This is a genomic window from Niabella yanshanensis (assembly GCF_034424215.1).
Taxonomy (GTDB): Bacteria; Bacteroidota; Bacteroidia; order Chitinophagales; family Chitinophagaceae; genus Niabella; species Niabella yanshanensis.
This window is the reverse complement of the sequence record NZ_CP139960.1, coordinates 316869-342379: the sequence shown is the minus strand read 5'-3', so window position 1 is coordinate 342379 and position 25511 is coordinate 316869. Positions and strand designations below refer to the sequence as shown.

The following is a 25511-nucleotide window of genomic DNA, read 5'->3' as shown; positions in this document are numbered from 1 at the left end:
TAATATCATTACCAATCGTACTATTAATGAAACTGCCACCAGTCGAAGTAGAACAGGTCATTATTTCCCTTAAAAACAAAATACAGGTCCTGTATTCCTTTCACAGATTTCATGGGCGTTGTAACAGTTTTCCATACGTCACCTTCACCCGAACCTGTAATGTTTACCACCCCCAATAGAGGGCCGTTTATAGTGCCGGTACGTACCTCTATCTTACCTCCATAAAGTGCCGCCACCGAAACATCAAGAGATTTGATTCCCTTTGAGAAATTTACCCCCTGCACCTTAATATAGTCACCATTATTGATGGATGTAACAATGACGCGATCCGCTATTACCCGTCCCCTGTTATAAGGTTGATAACGTTCCCACTCGGTGACCATTTCCGTTTTGAGTCCCTCACTGTAGGCAATAGTTTCGGCCTGGACTTTGTTATATGGGTTAATAGTTCCCACGCGTTTAACGCCCTCCGACGTCCAGAAAGGAAGCTTTTGAATGCTTCCATCCGGGTTATATTTGAGCTCCTTAACGCTTACTGAGCGACGTTCGTGATGTTTGCTCATGGTTTTCATTCTAAGGAGATGATTAAATCCGAAAACGTAAGACTTACCTTTATAATCTATAATGCCCGGGTGATTGCCGCTGGATCGTTGGTCGCCATCCATGATCATGCCGCCGTACTTCCAGGGACCGACAGGTGATTTTGCCGTTGCATAGCCGATTCCTTCCGGGCAGCAGGTAGATGCGTACGCCATATAGTAAATCCCATTTCTCTTCCAGACCCAGGGACCTTCCTGGTAATGAAACGGATCTGGTGAACCTTTCACTTTTGCCATAGATGAATCTTTGGTAACCGGTCCCGCAAGCGAAATCATATCTTCATTCAGTTTCACATACCAAAGATTCGGGTTCCCCCAATAAAGGTATGCCTGGCCATCGTCATCGATCAAAACAGTCGGATCAATATCTTCGCCTGAATTTTTTACCAATGGCTTGCCAATAGGATCCTTAAAAGGACCGTAAGGACTATCGGCTACCAGTACGCCCATGCCCATACCATTAGGCATAGGGCAATAGAGATAAAATTTGCCATTGCGCGCCACACATTGCGGTGCCCACGCCCCGTTATCTGTGTTTACCCATTTAAAGTCCTTTAATGACGCTACCACACCGTGATCAGTCCAGTTTACCATATCTGTTGATGTATACAACAACCAGTCTTTCATTTTAAATCCAAAAGCATCATCTTCATCATGACTGGTATATAAATAAACCGTATCATTATATACCATGGGCGCCGGATCTGCGGTGTATTTTGTTTGAACAATAGGATTTTGCGCTATTACTGAATGGCAAAAGCCTAAAAGTAAAGTTGTGACTAAAAATTTCATTTTTTTATTTTCTGTTTAGATGATCTGCTATATGCGCTATTATCTATTTTAAAGAAACACTTACTTTTTTGCCCGAATAAGTCACCGTTTTCTGTTTGCCGTCAGGTAATACTATATTAAAATTTCTGTTCAGTAACATGCCATTAAAGTTCCCCTTACGTGTATCAATAACCAGCGTACGAGACCCGTCATTCCATTTGAAACCTATTTCGCTATACATGCCTTTCTCATAGTTATAATTATCAAATTCGTCTTCGTATAGCGTGAAAACACCGTCGGCTCCGGGGTATATCCTAATCGTTAAATGATCCCATTTTTTTTCCTCAGCGAATTGCACGTCAGGCCCTGCGGGAAGTATGCTGCCGGCTTTCACATACAGAGGTATGGTGGCGAGGGTTATTTCTTTCTCAATATCCTTTCCGCCTGTCTGTTTTTCATTGGTCCAGTAGTCATACCAATGCGTCCCCTGCGGCAGGTACACTTTTACCCTATGCGTTCCGGTAAAGCTGCTGGCACGAGGTCCGTCTTTGCTCTGCGCTTCGGCCTGATCCCAACCGGTCTGTTCATTGGACCTTACTGCTTTTTCGGGAGTGTACTGGGCATGTAACACGGGCGCTACCAAAATAGATTTACCAAAGAGATACTGGTTGTTGATATTCCAGACTCTTTTGTCGGCAGAAAAATCCATTACCAATGCACGCATAAAACTGGACTGATTATTTGTTACATCCCAGGACGTGGAATAAATGTATGGCAGCAGGCTATACCTCAGCTTCACAAAAGATTCGATCGCATCGTACACCGCTTCACCCTTTTTGCCAAAATTGTAAATTTCCCGGGGCACATCGGTTCCATGAGAGCGCATCATAGGTGTAAATGCGGCGTATTGCAGCCAACGCACATAGAGTTCCTGGAATTGGGGGTTCTTAGAGCCGGACCCGTCATTCCAGCTTCGGTTATAGGTCCCGGCAAAAAAACCGCCTATATCGGAGTTAAAATTGGGATTACCTGTAAGCGTAAAATTCAACCCGGCAGGAACCTGGTTCCTTAAAGACTCCCAGGAAGAATTTACATCGCCCGACCACACACTGGCCCCATAACGCTGCTGACCAGCAAATGCCGAACGGGTAAGAATGAATACCCGCTTGTCTGAAGTTACTTTGCGCTGGTTGTCATATACACCGCCCACAGCCATTAAAGGATAGGCATTACGTACCTTTCGGAAGGAGCCCAGGTAAGTTTTAGTATTCATATCCCCGGGCTTTTGACTTAGATGATCCGGTTCGCTGGAGTCCATCCACCACGCGTCTACACCCAGACTAAAAACGCCCTTGTTTAAATATTTCCAGTAAATATCCCTTGCCTCAGGATTATAGGCATCATAAACCCTTACACCTGACGGATAGCTGGTATCCGGTGGCCATATTTCCCTCCCCGATTCGGGCCAGGTTTTAAAGTTGAATAGCATGCCCTTCTTATCCATCTCGCGGTAAGGTTTCGTCATAGGCCCGAAAGAAGACCATATAGAAACGGAAAGATGCGCGTTGAGGTCATGTATATCTTTCACCATTTTTTTAGCGTCCGGATAATCCGGACTAATAAAATCCATGGCATTCCATTGATAATTGTTTCCCCAATACTGCCAGTCCTGTATAATGCCGTCCAACGGCACGCCGAGTTCCCTGTATTTTTTAACTACGCCAACAATTTCATTTTGCGTTTTGTAGCGCTCCTTACTCTGCCAGAACCCATAGGTCCAAAGCGGGAACATAGGCACCTGCCCGGTGAGGCTGCGCATACCCGCCACCACTCTATCAGCATTGCCACCATAAATAAAATAATAATCAACACCGTCTCCTACTTCTGATTCGAAAGAAGTACCCCCCGCATTGTCTGTAAATTTGGTGGGTGAATAATTATCCCAATAAATGCCATAGCCTTTTACCGACTGGAAAAAGGTGACAAAGTCCCAGGTATTATTTTGAATCATCATTACTTCCTGGTTACGTTGCGACATTTTTCCGTTCTGCAAAATGCCTAAACCATATATAGCTTCTTCCTTGTCTAAAGTGAAGGATTGTTTTACCTTGTAAGTGGCATTGCCTATATCATCGAAAGGTACAAAGCCACTGCCTGCCTCCGTTAATAACAATTGATCTTTGTTGTCACGGTACGTAATATTGCCCGACTCCAGATCGAGAACCAGGTTTATTTTATCGCTTTTAACGGAAAGCCGTTTACCCGTTTCTTTTGCGCTCAATGACGCTTTTACAGGACTACCTACAACAGACAAGCTGTTTTTATCGAACCGCTTGCCCTCCGGATACTTTACGATCCTTACAATGGAGGGTGTATAAAATTGAACGTCAATAACATTTCCGGCAACTGTTGTCGTTATTCCCCAATCAGTCTTTTGCCACTCCTGCGCCGAACAATCCGTAAAAGTTGACCATATGATACCGAGAAACAGCACAAACATTTTATTCATTTCAATAATTTTATGATAGGTTATATTATTACGGCGAAGATGGCAGAGCAACCAATAGTTGAAAATATTTGTATAAATGACATTTATAAAACTGTTACGAAGTATTTATATCGTTTGCTAGCCACAACGACTTATCTACAATATGGATGCTTTAATATACCCCGGTAGGTCCTTCGCGCCTTCCGGGGTAGACCAGAGATTATTATTTAGTGTAAACAGCCTTAACAGTGCTCTCTCCTCTTGGTGAGTTGGATTGTGTAACTACTGATAGCTGTCCGTCCTTAGTAATACTCCAGGTTTCTGTAGATTTAAACTCTGAAGTTTGTCCATCGCGCTCAAAGCTCATGGTGCTGCTAACTACCAGTGTTTTACCATCATCTGACCATTTAGCCGTTGATTTTCTTTTAGAACCGCGAAAGCCTTCAGACTCTACTACTTTACCGTCGAAAGTTAAGGTAACGGTGTTAGTCATCGGATCTCCACCGTTAAATCCGGGTGTTACTCTTGTAATAGTAATTGCATCTTCTTTCTGTTCTGCCTTTACAGAAGTGGCAGCCCTGGCAAACTCGCCTAGCTCACTTTTTTTCTCATCCAGTTTCCACTCGCCCGAAAGTGCAGCGCGTTGCGCAAACAAAGTGGAGGTAGCCAAAGTAACCATGGCTACAAAAATGATGCGTGTAAATGTTTGTTTCATACTTTTAGATTTATTGTTAAAAAAAAATGACAAGTTTCTGAAAGGCTATCTCTTCTATTTCGATAAAGGCAGATATCGGATCACCTGCTCCGTCCAGGTGGGTCCTTTTATATGAAACCGGCCATTTTCATAATATACCGGCTCATACCCCATCTGCGGTGTCTTTTCCCAATCTTCAAAAGTCTGGCTGTATGGATAAGGTCTTTTTTCATACATAAAGTAGTGACAGGAGCTCCATAGATTGCCATCTGGTCCGATAAACATCGCGTTATGACCGGTTTCCTGGTAAGGGTCTTGCGTGTCTGTAAATTGCAGGTGATCGTAACCTCCTGCCCTGGCTAACTCCGGGCGGTATCCATTTTTCCTGGTTCCAAAAATAGGTTCCTGCGAAACCAGTTCCCAGGGGCCTAAAGGGCCTTTCGATTTCAACAACGCCACTTCATAGCCTCTTGTCCAGGTCGAGAAAAACATAAAGTACATTCCTTCCCTTTTAATAACAAAGGGGCCCTCAATACCTCCCTGCATCCATTCGGGCCAGCCTGGTTGTCTTTTATCCAGAAATTTTTCGACAGTTGTGGTGAGCTTACCCGAAGGCAGATCTATTCTGGCCTGCCACATTCCGTTGCCACTGCAATAAAAATAAGTTTGTCCATCTTCGTCTTCAAATAAAGTAGCATCGTTATGGTATTGTGATGTTAATGGTTTTTTATTAACCAGTACGAAAGGCCCGGTAACTTTGTCCGACGAGAAAAGCCACACACGGTGCGTATCCATTCCCTTCGGATCTTCTTTGGTTACTCTACCACTATTAATCGTAAGCCAGTATTTATTTTGAATAAAGTGTATTTCAGGTGCCCAGAATCTTCCTTTGTAAGGACAATCGTCGGGCAATTTGCTGGCATCAATCAACCATGAATGTTGTTTCCAACTGACGAGATCCTTAGAAACCAGCATGCGAACGCCCGGATTAAACCCTTCCCAAACCGGGTTAGAAGTACCAACACAATACCAAAGACTATCTACCTTAATAATAAAGTGATCCCGCATAGAAATAGTTGAATCCCTGGTAATCGGGTTGGTATACCTGAACTCGCGTAAACCGTCGCCTGCAGAATGCAGCTCCTGCCCCCACGCTGTAACCTTAAGGAATAAACCTAAAACTATTAATATAAAATTACGTTGTATCATCAAATTACCATCGTTTGTAGGGGCTTTCCGGCATTTTAAGATGGGTGGGCTCGTATCCGCCATTATCTATTACAATCTTATAAATCACTACTCCCGGGTCCAGCGGACGGATCGTTAATGTATGAAGGTCATCTGCGGCCTTCGGCAATTGGAGCGTAGTTATTGTTTCTATCATCCGGGCTGCGCCTGCCGGGTACATTTTAGAATAATTATTGGCCCAGTTCAGATCCACGTTGATATTCCATACTTCTTCCTTGCCTCCGGTGATGGAGGCGGCAACTTTATGCCCGCCTGTTTTAAAAGGCAATGTACAATCGAAGAACATTCTTAACTTAACTGTTTCAGGACTTCTGTCGAGTTTGAATTTATAACTGATGGCAGCCCCCTCTGTGTTATAGGTGTAAGGCATCAAAGCAACGGCTGAAAGGGTTCTGCCTAAATCAGGTACGATAGTCCATTGGGTATTGGCATTGGCTTTTGTATTAAAATAGTGCTCCGCTTCCATGGTAACCACCCCATGTCTTTCGCTAAAGACATAACCGCCCGTTTTGACTTCTTCAGCAGTTATACGGGTAACCTTGGGTTTCATATTGCCGCCCCTCGGCTCATCCCACGAACGGTAACCGATATGGGTCTGATCCATCATATGGTTCCATTTACCACCTGAAATATTAAGGTTATAATCCCTGCTGTAAGCGGCATCCCGGGCAAAGCAGGAGTCGGCATAATCTGCCCAGTAGTTAGCCCGGAGGTCTTTTTCTGCCGAGAGCTTAGTGTTCATTGCTACCGCGTAATACATGTCGTATAAATTAGCCATAGCTCTTACCGGGTGCAAAATAATTTGTTTATAGGTATCCTGGTAGGCCGCATCCAAAGCCATGTACTGGCGCAATGCCCTTGTTTCCAATGCCAGGTAGGCGTCTTTCACCTGCTCAAACTCTCCACTCTGTAAATTATAGGTTCGATGGTCGAGCATTTCGGCAGTAATACGGGCATTGTACTTACAATACATACTTAAAATTTCGGCAGCTTCTTTGGCCTGCTCTTTACCAAAATGTTCTTCAGCGAATTTCCTCGCATATTGATCCAGGTTGTTTTGATTGAAAGACGTTGGGTTCCAGGCCATGTTGAGGAAGAAATCCACCGGGTATTCGTTGGGTTTCAAATCACCTACATTTAATATCCATATCTGGTCTACGCCATAGCTGTACGTAAGCTGCAGCTGCTCCCACATATGAGGGATCTGGGTCATGTTCAACCACTGGTAAGCCCTTGGCGCACCATGTAAATCTACATGATAATACATACCATACCCGCCCGGATGCCTCTTACCGTTTAAATCGGGCAGGCGACGCACATTACCCCAGTTATCATCGCAAAGCAGGATAATCATATCATCAGGAACTTTCATTCCCTGGTCATAATACTCCAGTACTTCGCTATATAATGCCCACAGCTGGGGTGTTGCTTTAGCCGGCATTTTAGTTACTTTTTCAATAATTTTCCGCTGATCCTGCATGATCGTTTCCAGCAGTTTAAAGTTAGCTTCTGCACTACCTAAGTCCTTCATAGGCTCGTCACCATCGCCACGCATGCCCATGGTCACCAGGTTATCGTAATCCTTATTACGGGTAAGTCCATCTTCCCAAAACTTTAGCAACCCTTCTTTATTGGTATGATAGTTCCACTCGGCATTACCGTATTTTTTCCGGTTAGTGCCCCACTCTTTTTGAGCTCTCATCATGGGTTCGTGGTGAGACGATCCCATTACAATCCCGTATTCATCAGCAACCTTTGGGTTTAACGGATCGTCTTCATTAAAGGCTTTACCCCACATGGCAGGCCATAAATAATTGGATCGTAAACGCAGCAGCAATTCAAACATGTGTGCATACATTTTGCTGTTGATGCCGCCAAATTTACCCCGAGCCCAACCGCCAAATGCAGGTTCTTCATCGTTAATAAATATTCCCCTGTATTTAACCTTAGGCTCTCCTGAAGCATAATAACCCGGCAGCACGTAAGCACTGCCCCGCTTCTTTACCGGCACATCGTTCCACCAGTACCAGGGCGACACACCCAGTTGTTTGGACAATTCGTAAATACCGAAAATAGTTCCTCTTTTGTCGCTACCGGCAATTACCAGCTGTTTCTGATTGGTTTTAGGATTATCAACAACAGTAATAACAAAACTCTCCCATTTCCCTTTCAGGTCTTTGGTGTTCAGTTTTTTCGATTTTTCTAAATCGTTAATAAGTTTACTTACTCCCAGTGTACCAATAACAATTTCATAGCTGGCTGATGAAGCAGTTGCAGATGCCAAAGGTTTAGCACCGGTAACTCTTTCAATATCGGCCTGCAAATCGCCAATGGCGCGAATGACAGGTTTTAGCTCGGCTGCATCGTACCTGATAGGAGCCGCCGCTTTGCTGTTATTTACCACAGGAAAAGCACCGGCCTCTTCACTTTTCTCGGTGATGATATCAGAAGTTATGCCGCTGGTTTGCTGAGCTGTAACCGCGTTAATAAAAAGCAAACAGGCTGCTACGCATGTGACTACATACCTGCTCTTTTTAAATCTCAACATAAGCTTTATTGTTATTCAATTTTACTTATTGTCTGAGCACTGCTCAGTTGAACCTGATCCAATCCACATCTACACCTTTTCCTGTTTTTAGTGTAACTATTAAATCGCTTACTCCTTTCGGCATGCTTTTTACAGGAATTATCACATCGTTCCATCCGCTTTTTGGGGCTACTGCTCCTTCTGCAATTATTATATTCTCTTTGGTACTTACCTGCAACAAGGCGCCGGCTTCCGATTTCACGCGAACAGTAACGGATCCCGCTTTTTTATTGCCAAAATCAACACTATTGTACCGCACCCAGTCGCCGGCTTTGGCAAAGGTTGTTTTCCAGCCATCAAACCTTTTCGAAGTATCTATAAAATCAATAGATGCGCCGCCTATATGACTGTAACGGTCTATCTGTATTTCCCTGAAAGCATTGGTTAATCCTACTCCCCTGAGTGTTGGTGTTACTTTTTGTATCGTTCCATCTGCATTAAAAAATAAACTATCTACCCTTATAGACCGGTTTTTATCAAACTTTGGAGACAAGTCGTTATGGTGATAAAAAAGGTACCACTGATCTTTGAACTGAATGATGGATTGATGATTGGTCCAGCAACCGGTTGGAGATTCATCCATTATCACCCCTTTAAACTGAAAAGGTCCTAAAGGATTATCACTTATGGCATATTCCAGTCTTTCAATTTTGTTTTCTACATGCGGATAGGTCATATAGTAAATACCGTTCCGTTCAAATACGTAAGGTCCTTCTTTCAGACCTTCTTTGGGAAAATCTTTTAAGGTGAATACTTCGGAGTCGAGCTCCAGCATATTGGCTTTCAATTTGGCGCCGTATAGATTCCCCTGTGACCAGTACAGGTAGGCTTGTCCGTCTTTTTTATCAATAAAAACACCGGGGTCAATTCCGCGAACTCCTTTAATAGGTCTTTCTTCCGGTATATATGGCCCTTCGGGCTTGTTTGCTACCGCTACGCCGATAGTGAAACCGCGGCCAATGGTTGAATCTTTGGGAGTGGCTGGAAAATAGAAATAGTATTTACCGTTGCGTTCAATGGCGTCGGGCGCCCACATGGCATAACTGTCAGGTTTTACCCAGGGCACCTTATTTTGCGTAACAATCACGCCGTGATCGGCCCAGTCAACCAGGTTCTCCGAAGAAAACACATGGTAGTCTTCCATGCAAAACCAGTCTTTACGGAGGTTTCTACCATCAGGCGCAGGAATGTCATGAGAAGGAAATACATATACCCTGTCACCAAAAACTTTTGCCGACGGGTCGGCCGTGAATTGATTGGTGATGAAGGGGTTTTGTGCAGAAGCTGTAATGGTGGCTGTTGATAATGCCATTGCGACAACTGCTCCTATGGTAAGCGTTCTCATCATGATAGAGTAATTGGACTTGGTTATTTGTTCTCAATGCGGAAATAATCAAAATCCGCATACCCACCGGTAACTTTCGTGGCATAGTTAAACAGGCCATATCTATATCCCATAAAGTGTGGAATAGTATAGGCCATTTTCAACTGTGTACCGATAGGAACCCATGTTTTGCCATCTAAGCTGTAAAAGAAATCAGCTACATCCTTTTTATCGGTGAAATCACAGGTGGCTTTCAGGTGAACAACATGCTGGTTGAGGGGAACGGTTGCCGCTACCACCGGCTTATTATCGCTGGCGTTGATCATTATCAGTGACCTTTTGTCTCCCTCTATTTTTACACCTAATACTCCATAATTTCTTTGAAGCAGGGTGATCCCCGCAAAATCGCCATCCTTCATATGAGACACATCTATCGAAGTAGCTCCCAAAGAAGTGGGCCCTACTGTACGTTGCGTAAGCGTATTGCGTGCCAGCAGCAAGCTGGTATCGATACGTCCGGTAGTTAGCCGCAAATAACCTTTTCTGGCTGTTACTGACCACAATTCATTTACCGGGTTATGATTCCATTGCCATACAAGCGGTAAAACCTGTTCACCTTTTTTACGCGTGAACTCATCAGAAGCCACTATGCCCGGAATTAAACCTTTACTTTCCGGAAGATCAAGGGTCATAGGTACTTTACCATTTTCATCTCCAATCACCGGCCATCCATCCACCCATTTTACAGGAACCAGGTAAGGAATGCGGCCTACTGCTCCATAATCCCGGAAAAGGTAGGCAAACCAGCGACCATCAGGGGTATCAATTAAACCACCTTGCGCTACGCCTTTGTCCTGTAAGCCTATTCTACCTTCCCATGGTCCGGTAATTGTATTGGCACGATGAATAATAACCGAACGCTGCCCACCGGGAGGCCATGAAATATTGAACAGGTAAAATTTGCCATTTACTTTAAATACCTGTGAGCCTTCTGCCGGCAGCCCTCCGCGGGTTCCTTCAGGGGTGGTCGGTAATGTAGCATTCTCAATTACTATGCGGTCAGTACCTTCTTTAACGCCGGTAAGATCATCTTTTAATTCCACCAACCGTAATTTACCGCCGCCGTACAACATATATACTTTGCCATCGTCATCAAAAACCAATGAATGGTCGTGCATCATGGGTTTAAATTCTATTGCCTTCCATGGTCCTTTTTCAATATCTTTTGTCGTGTAGATATAGGTTTTACCAGTAGTCTGCGCAAATGTAGAAACATAATAAGTGCCTTTATGATACCGAATGCTACTCGCCCAGGAACCACGACCATAAGTACTTTTGCTATTGTCCAGGTTCATAGCATCCACACCTGCTTTGTTGAGCGTATCATAACAATAACCTATGAGCTTCCAGTTTACCAAATCAGTAGATTTCATAATAGGCACACCCGGACTCATGTGCATGGTGGTGCTGCTCATGTAATAATTCTTTCCTACCCGAGTAATTGAGATATCCGGTACATCAGCAAAGATGATGGGATTTTGCGCTTTCTGATTTTGCTGGGCATGAAGACCCGCCATTAAAGAAAAGGAAGCCAGCCAGCAAAAAAGTATGTTTTTCTTCATTCCTGTAAATTAAAATCTCAGTGTTTTATTTTTTTAGTAAAATACGCTGTCGCGCGTCATCATCTATTTTGGCCTTTTTATCCGGGCGCTTGTCATGTTTACTATCCCTATTTTTTAGGTTTCACCAATCTTAAATAGTAAACGGGACCGGCGGTGTTGGGTCCTGAGGCTTGAAACTTAACTCTCACATAATCTTTTCCTGCCAGCATATTGGCCGGTATCGCGTATTCAACATCCACCATGTTAAAGCGGTTCCACTTATTGTTAAGATTTTCAGTGATCAGTTTTTGATCGTCGATATAAATATCAAAACTCTTGTTTCCACCTTCGGAACCCCAGTAACGAACCCTTAAGGCCAGGTCGGTATGCTTATTGGTAGCCAGGCTGTAACTAAAATACCCACCGCCTGAAGCTTCTCGGAAAGCCTGGTTGTGCGCATTCCCTTTTCGAGACCGCTCACTTTGCATCTGGTGATCTACCTCGGGTTGCTGCTCACCGGGCGCGACGAAGTCTACCGTTCTTTTCTCCAGCTCCAGCTTTTCTTTTTCAGCATGAGCAATCGAATCCATATAATTGTTATACTGTACCGGGGTTAAAGCCATCCAGTACATCATATAACGCGAATCGTGTATGCGGAAGAAAGGCTCTAACACCAAATCAGCATTATTAACCACATTTAAGTTGCGGGCAAATGTAAATTGCAACGGTTTTCCCTTTACCGGAACCAGCTTTTGGGAAATATCCTCTACCCGTCCTGAAACAATAACGGGCGCCTGGTTTACCGGTAATTTTTCGCCATGGGCAATATGGCTCCATCGCCCATCGTCAGCAATCAAACCCCTGATGTTTTCAATTCCGGTTTTGGCACCTAATAAAAGCGGACCATGCATGATAGCTATATATTCCGGCACATTCGGCATTTGTTCTACGGTAGTATGCATGGGCAAATCAATCAACACCACATCTCCCTTTTTCCACTGCCGGTTAATGGCTATATAAGAAGACGGCTTTTGTTGATAGGTAATCTGTTTCCCGTTAACTAAAATTTTTAAAGCACCCTCTTTTACCCACGACGGATAGCGCACCATTAAAGTAAATTTACCAGCGCCACTTACCACTGAAAGCTTTGTTCTGGCTTCATCGGGAAATAAGGTTTCCTGCTTTAACTTCATTGCTTTTTGCTTCCAGTTTAACTCCGATGCAATAAATAAATTGAGAAACAAAGAATCTCTTCCATGCGTATATATCTGTTCACCATACTTACCATGATTTTCCATGCCACTACCTACACAACACCACATGGCTTCATTAGGCGCTGAGTAAACCCTGTAATGACGCGGACGTGCGGGAGTAAAATACACATATCCCCCATGTTGCGGATGCTGGGTAGAAAGGATATGGTTGTACAATGCACGTTCGTAAAAGTCCATATATTTTGCGTCAGGACTCAGCCTGAAAAGCCCTTGGGAAAGCTTCAGCATATTATAAGTATTGCAACTTTCGGGACCCTCCACATCGCTTATATACTCCCGGTAAAAAGGAACACTGGGAAAAAATTCCCTGCGGCTGTTGCCGCCGAAAGCCAGGGACCGGTTGCCGGTTACCGTTTCCCAAAAGAACGCTCCGGCACGCTTGTATTGCGTATCGTTGGATAATTCTCCCACCCGCTCAAACCCCACTGCTTTGGGCACCTGTGTATTGGCATGTTTGTTATCCAGGTTGTCTATTCCTTTTGACAAGGGTTCCAAAAATTCCCTGTGTGAAAATCTCTTTGCGGCTTTGAGATACCTGTCATCATGAGTCATTTGGTATGCATCAGCTAACACTTCATTCATACCCCCATGCTCACTACCCAGCATGCTTTCCATTTGTGCGTCTGACAGACCACCGGTAATGTTAACCGCCCAATCGCAAAAAGACAGGAACAGGTTTCGCGCTTCAGCACTTCCTCCGTACATCCAGGCGTCTCTTAACCCCGCATACATTTTATGAACATTGTACCAGGGAACCCAATATTTCCAGATTGGAGCAATATCACCAGCTTTAATTTTAGGCCATAATGCTGTCCCGCCCGGAACGGCGCCTATATAACCCACGGCCCAATCGGGGTTTAATTTACCATTAGCATTCATACAGGCTTTTAATTCAGCGATCATATAATCCATCCGCCTCTTACACTCCTGATTACCGGTGGATGCATAATTCATAGCCAATGCCGTTAAATAATGACCTCCAACATGACCATCCAGGCCTTCCCAGTTAGGATAGATCTTTGATTTCGCGGGAAGCCCGGCTTCTTTTCTATATCCTGCCAACAAACGATCGACATCATACTTTAACAACACTTCTATGTTAAGGTCCTGAGCATGTTTTAAAATACCGCCGGTTACTTTAACATCATTTAATGAAAAAGCATTTCCATACAGCTTGTCCTGTGCTACACTACTATAAGACATTATAACATATATGCCGGTAAGCACCCCCACCTTAGCAGCTATCTTATTCGTTTTTCTTATAACTCCCGATAATCTTAATTGCTTCATATTATTATTTTTGGGGCGACACACTCGCCATATATAGATTCTTCTACTGGTTCACTTTACGAACTCCTTTTGCTGTTTCTACAATTTTCCTGATGGTTCCATCACTGTTGTAACGCAGGTAATCAACCTTGATAGAACGCCGGTAGCTACTACCTGTAGGCATTGATCCGTCATGATAAAAGAAATAAGATTTGCCTTTAAAATCTATTACACCCGGATGAGTAGTAGTGCTGTTGGTCACCGGATCCTGTACACGGCCCCTGTACTTCCACGGACCTTTTATATCAGTGGCGGTAGCATAATCGATACTCTCCGGGAAGTTGGCTGCATAAAGTAAATAATATAGATCATTACGTTTATACACCCAGGGTGCTTCCGTAAAATGATCTGGTTTAAAGGTATGGACAGGCCCGTCCAGTTCAATCATATTTTCTTTCAGCCTGGCCCATTTGCAGCTTCCATTACCCCAGAATAAATAAGCCTGCCCATCGTCATCGATAAAAGCAGCAGGGTCGAGGTCATCCCAGGAATGCTTCATATCTGTAGTCATCTCGTTCGTGATAAGAGCTTTGCCAATAGCATCTTTAAAAGGGCCTGTAGGGTTGTCGGATACAGCCACACCAATTGCAACACCGCCTTTACTAACTTCAGTATTCTTATGCATCACAGAAATATACCAATAGAATTTACCATTTCTTTCGATACAATGTGCAGCATTGGCAGCACGGGAAGCCCAGGAAAAATCCGTTGGTTTTAGAACAGGACCGTGATCTTTCCAATCAACCATATTCCTGGAAGAAAAAACATGCCAGCTGGGCATCTCGTAGGTTTTCGCGTCAACTGTAGCAGTATCCCTACCCGCATATAAGTATACCGTATTGTGATACACCAACGGTGCGGGGTCAGCGGTAAATATATGCCTGATAACAGGATTCTGTGCCTTTATATGCATTATTTGCAGCCACCCCAATAAGACAAGCAATATTTTTTTGTGCATTTTATTCGTTTATACGATCATTAACAACTCACCTTGTTCCCGGGCATATTTATCTGCATGATCCTAACAGACACCGTTGCATCAGCGTTATCAGTTAGGTCAATCCAAATACATATTTCTTCAATATTTACTACATTAAGCCCAGGCTATCTTTTAAAAAATAAACCCTACATCACCGGAAAGCAACTACAGCAACCGCAAGTGACGACTATCAATAATAATAGTTGTCATTTTTACAATTATTAAGCTAAGATAAGAAAAAATACAATCGATTTCATTGATTTGAAAATTATTCTTCCGGGGAAATGATCAGTACTCTTATCGGGGTCTTCCGTTTATAATAGTGCTTAATGGGTAGCCCACTGCTTCCGCGGCCTTGATGTAGTTTTGCAGCCACAGCAAAGAAGGATTAGGCACACCGTCTTTACTCATAATTCCTGTGCCGGACATCCAGGTAGTGCCTGCGACGTACCCCCATAGGGTAATGCCGGCTACAGCGGGATGTTCCCAAAAGACGGGTATCACTTTTTTATAGCTGATGAGCTGCAGGGAATCATTGGCCTGCCGCCCCCTGATACCTCCATTCATATCGAGTTCTGTTACGTAGATCGGTAGCCCTGCTTTAGCCATCATATTGAGAGACGCTTTAATAGTATCAGCTGCCGGCTTATCTACATTGAAGGCATGAGCCTGTGTTCCAAAGCCGTCTACCAGGCCCCTATCACGCAAAGCTTTGAACAATTCCAATTGCGCAGTAATCGCCTTATGATCGCCTTCCAGTCCATAATCATTGAGCACCAGTTTGGTATTTTTAAATACCTTCCTACCCTCTTCAAATAGCCATATCTGCCACGCGAAATCCGTTTCAGTAGTGCCGGGTCCTCCCAGTAATTCCCGAAATTTCTGGTTGTCTTTCTGGTGTTGAAACAGCTGCTCATTCAACAGGTCAATCTGATCGGCCAGGGGAAATCTTTCAGCGATGGCCTTCAGGTATTTAACTATTTCCGCACGGGCTTCTTCTTTCGAAAGGGTAAGCAGCCACTGGGGATACTGACTGGCCCAAACACCGGCATGGTATCGAAATACCATATTGCGTGCTACCGCATACCCGTAAGCCCTGTCGGCGTCCTCCCATTTATATTTGCCCCGAACCGGTTCTATGGTGCCCCATTTACAGGCGTTTTCAGCGGTAACACCATTCCAATATTTTTCATATCCGGATTCCTCCTTACTTTGAAAAATATTTGCCAGGTATTTACCCCTGCCGGCGCTCATTCCGGCAGGTACAACCTTATTAGTGCCGACGGTTATTACTACCCCTGCCGAAGTAAATGATACACCGTTGCTGTTAGTGGCCCGGGCTTTTATAGTGTAATTGCCTGCAGGTACTTTTGCCCATAAAAAAGTATAGGTATAATCTTCATGCCGGTTGACCTTGCCCAATAATTGATCACCATTATAAAATGCTACAAACTGTACCGTTCCGTTATGAGCTGTTTTTCCTAAATCCGTTGCATACACTTTTATCAATACATCTGTACCTGCCTGAAAATAAGCATTACTGTAGGGCATCGTTACTACACAGGATGGTGGATAGTTTTGGGCCATTACCGGATGGGTGAGCAGCAACATGGCGGCTAAACATGGCTTCGCCACCCGGCCACGTAAACCGGCTAAAAGCGGATGTAATTTTAGACTCATGATTATTTTTTTTGAAATGATTTATTAGTAACTTACTATAAAAAACAACAAGAACAGACAATAAAAGTATTTTTGACTTTTATTTTATTATAGCGAGATATCTCCTATTCTCAAAACACTGGAATTGTACATCAGGAGATAAAAAGGTGAAGCAAGAGTACACCAACAAGACCAAGCAGGGAAATCGATGTTTCCATTACGGTCCAGGAAAAAAATGTTTGTTTTAAGGATAGTCCAAAGAACTATTTGAACATCCAGAAGCCCGAATCGTTGATATGCGAGCCAAATACGCTGCCGCTTCCCACAGCCAGCACCATTAGTTCCGGAGATGTCATTCCCGGTCCTGCCAGGGGTGCTACAATACCTGCCGCCGTGATCGCCGCTACCGTTGCAGATCCAATAGTTACCCGCAATAAAGCCGTCACCAACCATCCGAATATTAAAGGGGGCAGCTGCCATTTGCTGCTAAAGGAAGCTATAAAAGCCCCGGTGCCACTATCCTGCAATACCTGTTTAAAAACACCGCCCGCCGTAATAATCAGCATGATCATGGCAATACCTGTAATACCCTCCTGAAGCCATTTCATAATGGAAGGCATCGAATGATTTTTGCGAATTCCCAGAAAGTACATGGCCATTAAAACAGAAATAAACAACGCAATGGTAGAGTCGCCAACAAAAAGCAATGCCTGCTTTAAAATACTGTCCGGTAAAAAAGTTTGCGCCACCAGGGAGACCGTAATTAATAAAACCGGTAGCAGCGCTATAAAAAAGCTGCTGAAAACTCCCGGCAATACGCTCTGTGACGTTGCCACCACAGCTTCCTGAGCTTTAACTTCGGTAGGACTGAAACGCTGAATGGCTTTTCCAAGCAATGGGCCTGCTATGATAACGGCCGGTATGGCTATGACGACGCCGTAAACCAATACCTGCCCGATATTGGCATTGAACGCATTCACTAATACCACGGGGCCGGGATGAGGAGGTAAAAAGCAATGAGTGGTGCTGAGCGAAGCTGCCATGGGTATGGCGATATACAAAAGAGGTAATCCTGTTTTTTTTGTCAGCATGAAGATCAGTGGAACCAAAATCACAAACCCGGCATTATAGTAGAGCGGTATTCCGATCAAAAAACCCGTTAACAATACTGCCCATTGAATGTTCTTTTCTCCGAATTGTTGTATTAATGTGACCGCAATCTTTTCAGCAGCGCCGCTTGCCTCCAGTATTTTGCCCAATACAGCTCCCAGGCAAAGAATAAGCGCTAATCCACCGAGTGTACTTCCTACGCCGGTCTCTATAGATTTCAGCACCTGTGGCGCCGGCATGCCTAACAGAAAGCCGGCGAAAACAGCAACTGCTAAAAGCGAAATAAAAGGGCTGACCTTTTTTACAGTTAAGAAAACCTGCAGCGCTATAGCTAAAATGATGACCAGTATTTCCATGTACAAATCGTTAGTGGCGTAATTATCTCTACTGCCCCGTGACTTTTAAAATAGCATCAATCGCTGGCTTAGCCTGTTTATCCCTGTTCCACAACAAAGGGTAGTTGGTACGGCCGGGTATGGGGTAATCATTTTTCCAGCTCATGGCATCATGTATGCCCCAAAGCGTAACACGCGAAATCTTATCTCTTTTCCTGTGGAAAATTTCAAATACCTCCTTATACCGGGCTGTTAATAATTGCTGAACGCTATCAGGTAGCGCTTTCGGGTAAGGATCGAGAAAGGCTTCAAATTCTTCCAGTTGAAATTGTTTATCGGCCATTCCCTGGCCAATGATCTGTCCCTCTTGGGTGAGGGGAAGCACATCAATATCCAGCTCTGTTATCATCACCTTTATACCCGTAGCGGCATAGCTATCAATGGCTGCTTCGATATATTGATTCCTGGGGTAATTTAAACCCCAATGCGACTGCATCCCTACTCCATCAATACGTATGCCTTCCTGCTGCAGCATTTTAACCATCCGTATGATACCGTCTCTCTTGGCGGGACGCCAGGCATTAAAGTCGTTATAATACAGCTCGGTGCCGGGTGCAAACTCGCTGGCATATTTGAAAGCGTATTTTACCAATGTATCACCGTTACCTACAGCGTTTACCCAATTGGTGGCGCGATATTTTCCATCTTCTCCGATTACTTCGTTCACCACGTCCCATGCGTGCACCTTACCGGCATAGCGCCCTGCCACTGTTTTTATATGATCCCGCAGGCGTTGAAGTTGTTCGGTTTTTGTATTTGGTTTTCCGGCTGCGTTCGTAAAAAACCAGTCGGGACATTGGTTATGCCATACCAGCGTATGGCCTACAATAAACATCTGATGCTTTTTACCAAAATCAACAAATGCATCAGCTGCTTTGAAACTAAAAACGCCGGGTGCCGGATTGACCAAAGCAGCTTTCATCGAATTTTCTAAGGTAATACTATTGAAATGCCGGACAGTTATATCCTGCAGCGCTTTATCAGCGCCTGCTACGATACCATCATTGACCGCTACACCGATCAGAAACGCATTTTTGTATGCATCCTTCAGGTGCATTCGGTTAACAGCGTTTTGTTGCCCGCTGACAGGATTACGGTAAGCAATCAGCAGCACAACAACCATCAAAAAAAAATAAGGATATCTGTTTCGACTCATATTATTTAGTTTATATCATCCGGATACCCAATTCGTTAATGTACCGATCTCTCTGATGGATATCCTAATTTCATCACCCTCCTGTAAAGTAAAGCTGTTAGGTGGTACAATACCTGTTCCCGTCATAATGAGGCAACCGGCGGGAAAGGAACATTCTTTGTAAACAAACGACACCAATTCATCTATCTTACGTTTCATTTGGCCGATGGCAATCATTTCGTCAAAAACAACAGCGTTATCCCGTATAATGCACAGCCGGATCGTAAGATCAGCAGGTAGTATTTCATTGGTAAGGTATATACATGGTCCTAAAGCCGCGCAGCCATCATATGTTTTTGCCTGTGGCAGGTACAATGGATTTTCACCTTCGATGCTCCGGCTACTCATATCATTGCCGATAGTGTAACCTATGATTTTTCCTGAAGAAGCAACGACCAAAGTCAGTTCCGGTTCGGGTACGTCCCATTCGGAATCTTTGCGGATCCGTACTTTTCCCTGATCACCGGCAATACGGTGATAAGTGGCTTTAAAAAACACTTCAGGACGCTCTGCCTCGTAAACCTTTGCATAAAAATCGCTGCCGCCGCTGTCCTTACTTTCCTCCTGTCTGCCCACCTTACTTCGCAGATACGTAACGCCGCAGGCCCACAACTCCTGCTTAGGCGTTATCGGCGCGAGTACATCGGCTAGCAATGCTGAACCGGAGCCGGGTACTGAAGCAATAAGTGTATTAATGTGCGCTATCACCGAGTCGTTGTTAACAAGAGATAACCAATCTTCTGCCAGTAAATAAAAAGCATTGTTTTTTTCGACAACCGGACCTCTGCTGGTTCTGTATAGCTTCATTTTATGATAAATTGTTTTAGATGATGAACAGATCAATGAGAATCTCTTGTTACTGCACTGCCCGAGCTACCCAGTAAGAAATCTAAGTCCGCCCCTTTATCCGCGCCCATTACATGATTTACATACAGGCTTACATACCCCCTGTCAGCGGCCGGAACCGGTTTTATCCACGCTTCTTTGCGCTTAGCCAGTTCGTCATCACTAACATGCAGGTGCAGCTTTCTTTCGGCTACGTTTAGCTCTATCTGATCGCCATCCTGTACCAGCGCCAGCGTACCGCCAATTGCACTTTCGGGAGAAACATGTAAGACCGCCGTACCATAAGCTGTACCACTCATACGACCATCGCTGATACGTATCATATCCCTTACACCTTTTTGCAGGATCTTTTTAGGCAAGGCCATATTTCCTACCTCCGGCATACCAGGGTACCCAACAGGTCCCACATATTTTAGTACCATTACACAGGTTTCATCAATATCCAGATCCGGGTCATCTATACGGGCATGATAATCTTCTATGCTTTCAAATACTACAGCACGGCCGGTATGTTGCATCAGGGCGGGAGTAGCAGCTGAGGGTTTGATCACCGCACCATTTTCTGCCAGGTTACCTTTTACGATTACGCAGCCGGCTTCATGTATCAGCGGCTGCCCGTAACTGGCTATAACATTAGTATTATAATTTTCTGTAGCACCGCGGATATTCTCATGATGATTTTTGCCGGTAACGGTCACTACATTTTGATGAAGCAGATCTCTTAATTCATTTAAAATAACAGGTAACCCGCCGGCATAGTAAAAGTCTTCCATCAGGTAAGTACCCGAAGGCATCAAATTTAATAATAGCGGAATTTTACTACCTAATGTATCAAAGTCATCCAGGTTCAGTGGTACGCCTATACGCCCAGCTATAGCAACCAGATGTATCAGGAAGTTAGACGATCCTCCAACGGCGGCATTGACCTTAATAGCATTTTCAAAAGCTTCCCGGGTTAGTATTTTATCAATGGTAAGATCATCCCTCACCATTTCTACAATTCTTCTTCCGCTTAGCTGAGCCATTATTTTCTTTCTGCTGTCCGCTGCCGGTATAGCAGCTGCACCGCTTAAAGTAAGTCCGAGCGCTTCTACCATCACCGCCATAGTTGAAGCAGTGCCCATGGTCATACAATGCCCTATGCTCCTGCTCATACAACTTTCGGCATACTCGCAGTCCTCCTGCGTCATCTTACCGGTTTTCATGTCTTCGTCAAACTTCCATACATGGGTGCCACTACCGATCGTTTGACCTTTATACCGTCCATTCAGCATCGGGCCACCCGGCACCACAATCGTGGGCAGTCCTACACTGGCAGCGCCCATAACTGTAGACGGTGTTGTTTTATCGCAGCCCGTCAACAACACTACTCCATCTATAGGATTACCACGGATGCTTTCTTCCGCGTCCATACTGGCCAGATTACGGAACAGCATGGCAGTAGGCTTGAGCAGGGTTTCACCCAAACTCATAACAGGAAATTCCACAGGGAAACCACCAGCTTCGAGTACTCCTTTTTTAACAGCCTCCGCATGATCACGGAAATGAGCATTACAGGGTGTCAGTTCGCTAAACGTATTACAAATACCAATTACAGGCCGGCCGTCGAACATATCAGTGGGCATGCCCTGATTTTTCATCCAGCTGCGATAAATAATACCGTCTTTGTCTTTTCGTCCAAACCAGTCGTGACTGCGTAATTTCTTTTTCATATTTCAACCCTTATATACAAATAGATCCATTACAAGCAACATCTGCCCACTAAAGATAATCAGATTCTTATTTTTTTTCCTGATCGCATTGCTTCATAAATAGCCTGCAGGTAAATTACATCCCTGCGTCCCATTCCGCCCGGCACTATCGAAGCCTGTCTGTTTTTTACAGACCGGGCGAAAGCGTCCATTTGCAGGATCTGCTGGTTTACCTGAGCAAAGCTCATATTGCCGGCGGGGGTATTTCCCCTTTGCCCGTTGTAGTTGTAGGCGGAAGTCAATTCAAAAACACCTTTGTCGGCTTCTGCGCGGATATAATTGAAATGATCCTCATAACTACTTTCCCCTTTGCCGATCAACCCGCCAGGAAATTCAAATTGCCAGGTCAGGGATTGCTCTACCTCTTTAAACCGTTCCGGATCTGTTTTTGTGCCCTCCTGCGCCGCAACCGATACGGGGAGCATACCAGCGGTGTAACACAGGGCCTGTACCACATAAATCCCCAGGTCCATCAATGGTCCGCCACCCGCATATTTCTGAGTAAGACGCCATTGATTGGGACCAGCCTTGAACCCAAATCCACCGGATAGTTGCTGAATTGCGCCGTATAACTTTTCCCTCCCGCATCGCATCATTTCCTTATTATATGGTTCAAAATGCAGTCGATATCCAATACTTAATGAAACATTAGCTTTTTTACAGGCTTCAATCATCCTGTCGCAATCCGACACTGTAATGGCCATTGGCTTTTCACAAATGACATGCTTACCCGCCTGAGCGGCCCGGATGGTAAATTCGGCATGCATATTATTCGGCAAAACAACATATACAATATCTACATCCTTGTTGTCTTTAATACGATCGAAGTTCGAATAGTCATAAATATTTTTATCGGAGATATGATACTGATCCTGCCATACCGGGATTTTCGAGGGCGTGCCGGTGACAATGGCCGCCAGATAGCAATCATTTGTATGCAGTAATGCAGGGGCCAACTGGCCTGTTGCATATCCGCCAAGACCGACCAGAGCGATACCCAGTTTACCATTTTTTCTTTGCATATTATTTTGAATAGAAAATGTATTTAATCAGTTGCCGGTGAAAGCGGGAGGCTTAAACCGGCAGCACCATTAGCCAGATAAATTGCCGCCTGGTTGAAATTGGATACGCTGCCCTATCAAGCTGATTGTACAAAAACCAGGTTAACTTTATTTAAATACACCTCTTTTTATTTCTTGAAGATGACATACCTGCCGCCAGCTTTGGTAGCTAAATCATATTCATACACTGTTTTAAGGCCGGCTCCCTTAAAAGATGCCTGATCGGAAACCGATGGATCTGCTATCGCCGGCTTAGTAAAAAATGTATTAGGATTGGCGCCTTTAGCCGGTTTCAAATTAGCGGCTTTCAGCCCATTGTAAGCACGCAGGCGAAGGTTGCCTCCTAATTTCGATACTACCGAAATCTCGGTCACCTCCCCTTTTTTCCATGTCATAGAAATTTCAAATCCGCCACGGGCTACAATACCGGATACTGAACCATCCTTCCAGATATCGGGTATTGCCGGTAAAAGATGTACCGCGCCATCATGGCTTTGCAGGATCATTTCTGCAACGCCGGCTGTTAACCCAAAATTACCATCAATCTGGAATGGCGGATGGGCAGTGAACATATTCGGATAAGTTCTTCCATCCCCGTTATTACCGCCTGCCAGTGTAAGCATATTATTAACGATCGTATAAGCATGATTACCGTCGAGCAAACGCGCCCAGAGATTGACCTTCCAGCCTATGGACCAGCCGGTAGCTTTGTCGCCGCGATATACCAGTGAGTTACGGGCAGCTTCAAATAATTTCGGATGTGTGTAAGGAGACACCTGATCGCCGGGATATAATCCATATAAATGAGATACATGACGGTGTTCGTTTTTAGGATCATCTTTATCTTCCAGCCATTCCTGCAATTGCGTGTGCTTACCGATTTGCATAGGCGGCAGTTTTTTTACCATATTTAAAAGCTTAGCACGGTAAGCCGCATCGCCGCCCAAAATTTTGTTGGCCTCCGCGGTTCTTGTTAAAATATCAAACACCAGTTGATTATCCATCGTAGTTCCTGCCGAAAGCGGACCCTGCTCAGGTGAAACTGAGGGAGACACTACCATCCATCCATTTGCGGGATGTTTGACTAAAGCGCTGAGGAAAAAATCAGCTGAGCCTTTCATAGCAGGATATACATCAGCCAGGTATTTTTTATCACCCGTGTATAAATAGTGTTCCCATAAATGCTGGCTTACCCAGGCGCCACCCGTTGGCCACATGCCTGCGGCAGCAAAATCAATGGGGCCTGTCACCCGCCAGATATCGGTATTGTGATGTGCCGTCCATCCATCAGCGCCATACATTACCTGAGCTGTTTCACGGCCACTCTGGCTGAGCTCTTTTACCATTTGTATAAAAGGCTGGTGGTTTTCCGATAAATTGGTAACCTCTGCCGGCCAGTAATTCATCTCTGCATTGATATTGATCGTGTATTTGCTATCCCAGGGCGGATACATAGCATTGCACCAGATACCTTGCAGGTTAGCCGCCTGCCCACCTGGTTGTGAAGAAGATATCAACAGGTAACGGCCGAATTGTGCCAGCAGTGTCACCAATGACGGATCCTGTGTAGTACGATAATTAATGATCCGTTGCGTGGTAGGCAATTTTGATGCCTCCACATTTTTACCGAGGTCTAACTTAAAACGGTTAAACTGTTTCGCATAAAATGCAGCATGGTTTTTAATAGCCGATGCATAGTCTTTGGTCATCGCTGCCGAAAGCCAAGCGGCAGCTTTTTTCTCATAATCAGCTCCAACCGTTTTATAATCGATAAAATTGGTACCAATAGAAATATATAAAGTAGCTACAGTAGCACCATACACGGAAAGGGTGCTATCGGTAAAAGACACTTTACCATCATTGGTTTTCACAGCCGAATGCATTTGGTATATTATTTTGGCGTCAATCCCCTCGTGGCTAGCCCCCTTACCTTCCATTACCAACACATTGTTTTTAGCAGACACCTTAAACGGTGCCGGTTTGGTATAGCTAAGGTCAAAATTCACCGCTCCTTTTTTGCTGGCTGTAATACGCATGATGATTACATTATCTACGAAAGACGAAAAGGTTTCACGCGTATAGGTTACACCGTCAACATTGTAGCGCGTTAAGGCCACGGCACGGTCAATGTCCAGTTCACGATAGTAAGCACTATTTGTTTCATGTCCCGGAAACTTTAGTATCACACTTCCCGCAGTCTGAAAGGGCATGCCATGCATTTTAGTAAAGAAATTTTGATTCACCAGCTTGTCCGCTTCTTTTGTTCTACCTTCAAAAACCAGCTTCTGCGCTTCCGGTAACGCCTGCAGCGCATTGGGATTATCGTTGCGGTAAGGCCCTCCCCCCCAAATAGTCTCCTCATTCAGTTGAAGCTCCTCCCTTTGCGGAATTCCGTACACCATTGCACCCAGGCGCGAGTTGCCTAAGGGCAGCGCTTCTACCCATGCCTTGGCTGGTTCATTGTACCAAAGCTTCAGATCCTGTCCTTTAGCGTCGTTGTTCATCAAAAAGAAACCAACCAGCAGCCATGCCATCATAAAGCGACTGCTTTTATAGTTGATACACCTTTCAAATAATGAATTGATTGTAGCCCGAATCAT

Annotated in this window: 15 protein-coding genes and 1 pseudogene; all 16 read right to left on the bottom strand. The window is 44.5% G+C overall.

All coding sequences use genetic code 11. The annotated features are described in order from the left end of the window. Positions 1-23: 23 nt before the first annotated feature. Positions 24-1391, bottom strand: coding sequence for a glycoside hydrolase family 43 protein (locus U0035_RS01165; protein WP_114792673.1), 1368 nt, complete (start codon positions 1389-1391; stop codon positions 24-26). 43 nt (positions 1392-1434) lie between these two features. Continuing rightward, the gene (locus U0035_RS01160) at positions 1435-3879 is read right to left on the bottom strand and encodes a glycoside hydrolase family 31 protein (protein ID WP_114792672.1); all 2445 of its coding nucleotides are present in this window, start codon (positions 3877-3879) and stop codon (positions 1435-1437) included. 202 nt (positions 3880-4081) lie between these two features. Then, positions 4082-4573 carry a hypothetical protein gene (locus U0035_RS01155; protein WP_114792671.1) on the bottom strand — a complete coding sequence of 164 codons (492 nt, stop codon included), beginning with the start codon at positions 4571-4573 and terminating at the stop codon, positions 4082-4084. Positions 4574-4627: 54 nt separating this feature from the next. Further along, complete coding sequence (locus U0035_RS01150; protein WP_162817989.1) at positions 4628-5761, bottom strand: glycoside hydrolase family 43 protein; 1134 nt, start codon at positions 5759-5761, stop codon at positions 4628-4630. Positions 5762-5765: 4 nt separating this feature from the next. After that, positions 5766-8348, bottom strand: a complete 2583-nt coding sequence (locus U0035_RS01145; protein ID WP_114792669.1) for a glycosyl hydrolase 115 family protein — start codon at positions 8346-8348, stop codon at positions 5766-5768. Positions 8349-8391: 43 nt separating this feature from the next. Then, positions 8392-9735 (bottom strand): family 43 glycosylhydrolase, encoded by a 1344-nt coding sequence (locus U0035_RS01140; protein ID WP_245957818.1) that lies wholly within the window; start codon positions 9733-9735, stop codon positions 8392-8394. A 20-nt stretch (positions 9736-9755) separates the two neighbouring features. Then, on the bottom strand, positions 9756-11333 hold the full coding sequence (locus U0035_RS01135) for a glycoside hydrolase family 43 protein (protein ID WP_114792668.1): 1578 nt from the start codon (positions 11331-11333) through the stop codon (positions 9756-9758). A 107-nt stretch (positions 11334-11440) separates the two neighbouring features. Continuing rightward, a complete protein-coding gene (locus U0035_RS01130; RefSeq protein ID WP_211316533.1) occupies positions 11441-13876 on the bottom strand; it encodes a glycoside hydrolase family 127 protein in 2436 nt (811 codons plus the stop codon). A 43-nt stretch (positions 13877-13919) separates the two neighbouring features. After that, on the bottom strand, positions 13920-14873 hold the full coding sequence (locus U0035_RS01125) for a glycoside hydrolase family 43 protein (protein ID WP_114792667.1): 954 nt from the start codon (positions 14871-14873) through the stop codon (positions 13920-13922). 318 nt (positions 14874-15191) lie between these two features. Further along, positions 15192-16574, bottom strand: a complete 1383-nt coding sequence (locus U0035_RS01120; protein ID WP_114792666.1) for an endo-1,4-beta-xylanase — start codon at positions 16572-16574, stop codon at positions 15192-15194. Positions 16575-16705: 131 nt separating this feature from the next. Next, a pseudogene (locus tag U0035_RS01115) lies at positions 16706-18019 on the bottom strand (gluconate:H+ symporter). Between the two features lie 28 nt (positions 18020-18047). After that, complete coding sequence (locus U0035_RS01110; RefSeq protein ID WP_211316531.1) at positions 18048-19214, bottom strand: endo-1,4-beta-xylanase; 1167 nt, start codon at positions 19212-19214, stop codon at positions 18048-18050. Positions 19215-19229: 15 nt separating this feature from the next. Next, a complete protein-coding gene (locus tag U0035_RS01105; RefSeq protein ID WP_114792665.1) occupies positions 19230-20060 on the bottom strand; it encodes a fumarylacetoacetate hydrolase family protein in 831 nt (276 codons plus the stop codon). A 32-nt stretch (positions 20061-20092) separates the two neighbouring features. After that, the gene (locus U0035_RS01100) at positions 20093-21811 is read right to left on the bottom strand and encodes an IlvD/Edd family dehydratase (RefSeq protein ID WP_114792664.1); all 1719 of its coding nucleotides are present in this window, start codon (positions 21809-21811) and stop codon (positions 20093-20095) included. Between the two features lie 59 nt (positions 21812-21870). Further along, positions 21871-22872: a Gfo/Idh/MocA family protein gene (locus tag U0035_RS01095; RefSeq protein ID WP_114792663.1), complete on the bottom strand. Its 1002-nt coding sequence runs from the start codon at positions 22870-22872 to the stop codon at positions 21871-21873. Positions 22873-23039: 167 nt separating this feature from the next. Then, a complete protein-coding gene (locus U0035_RS01090; RefSeq protein WP_211316530.1) occupies positions 23040-25511 on the bottom strand; it encodes a glycoside hydrolase family 95 protein in 2472 nt (823 codons plus the stop codon).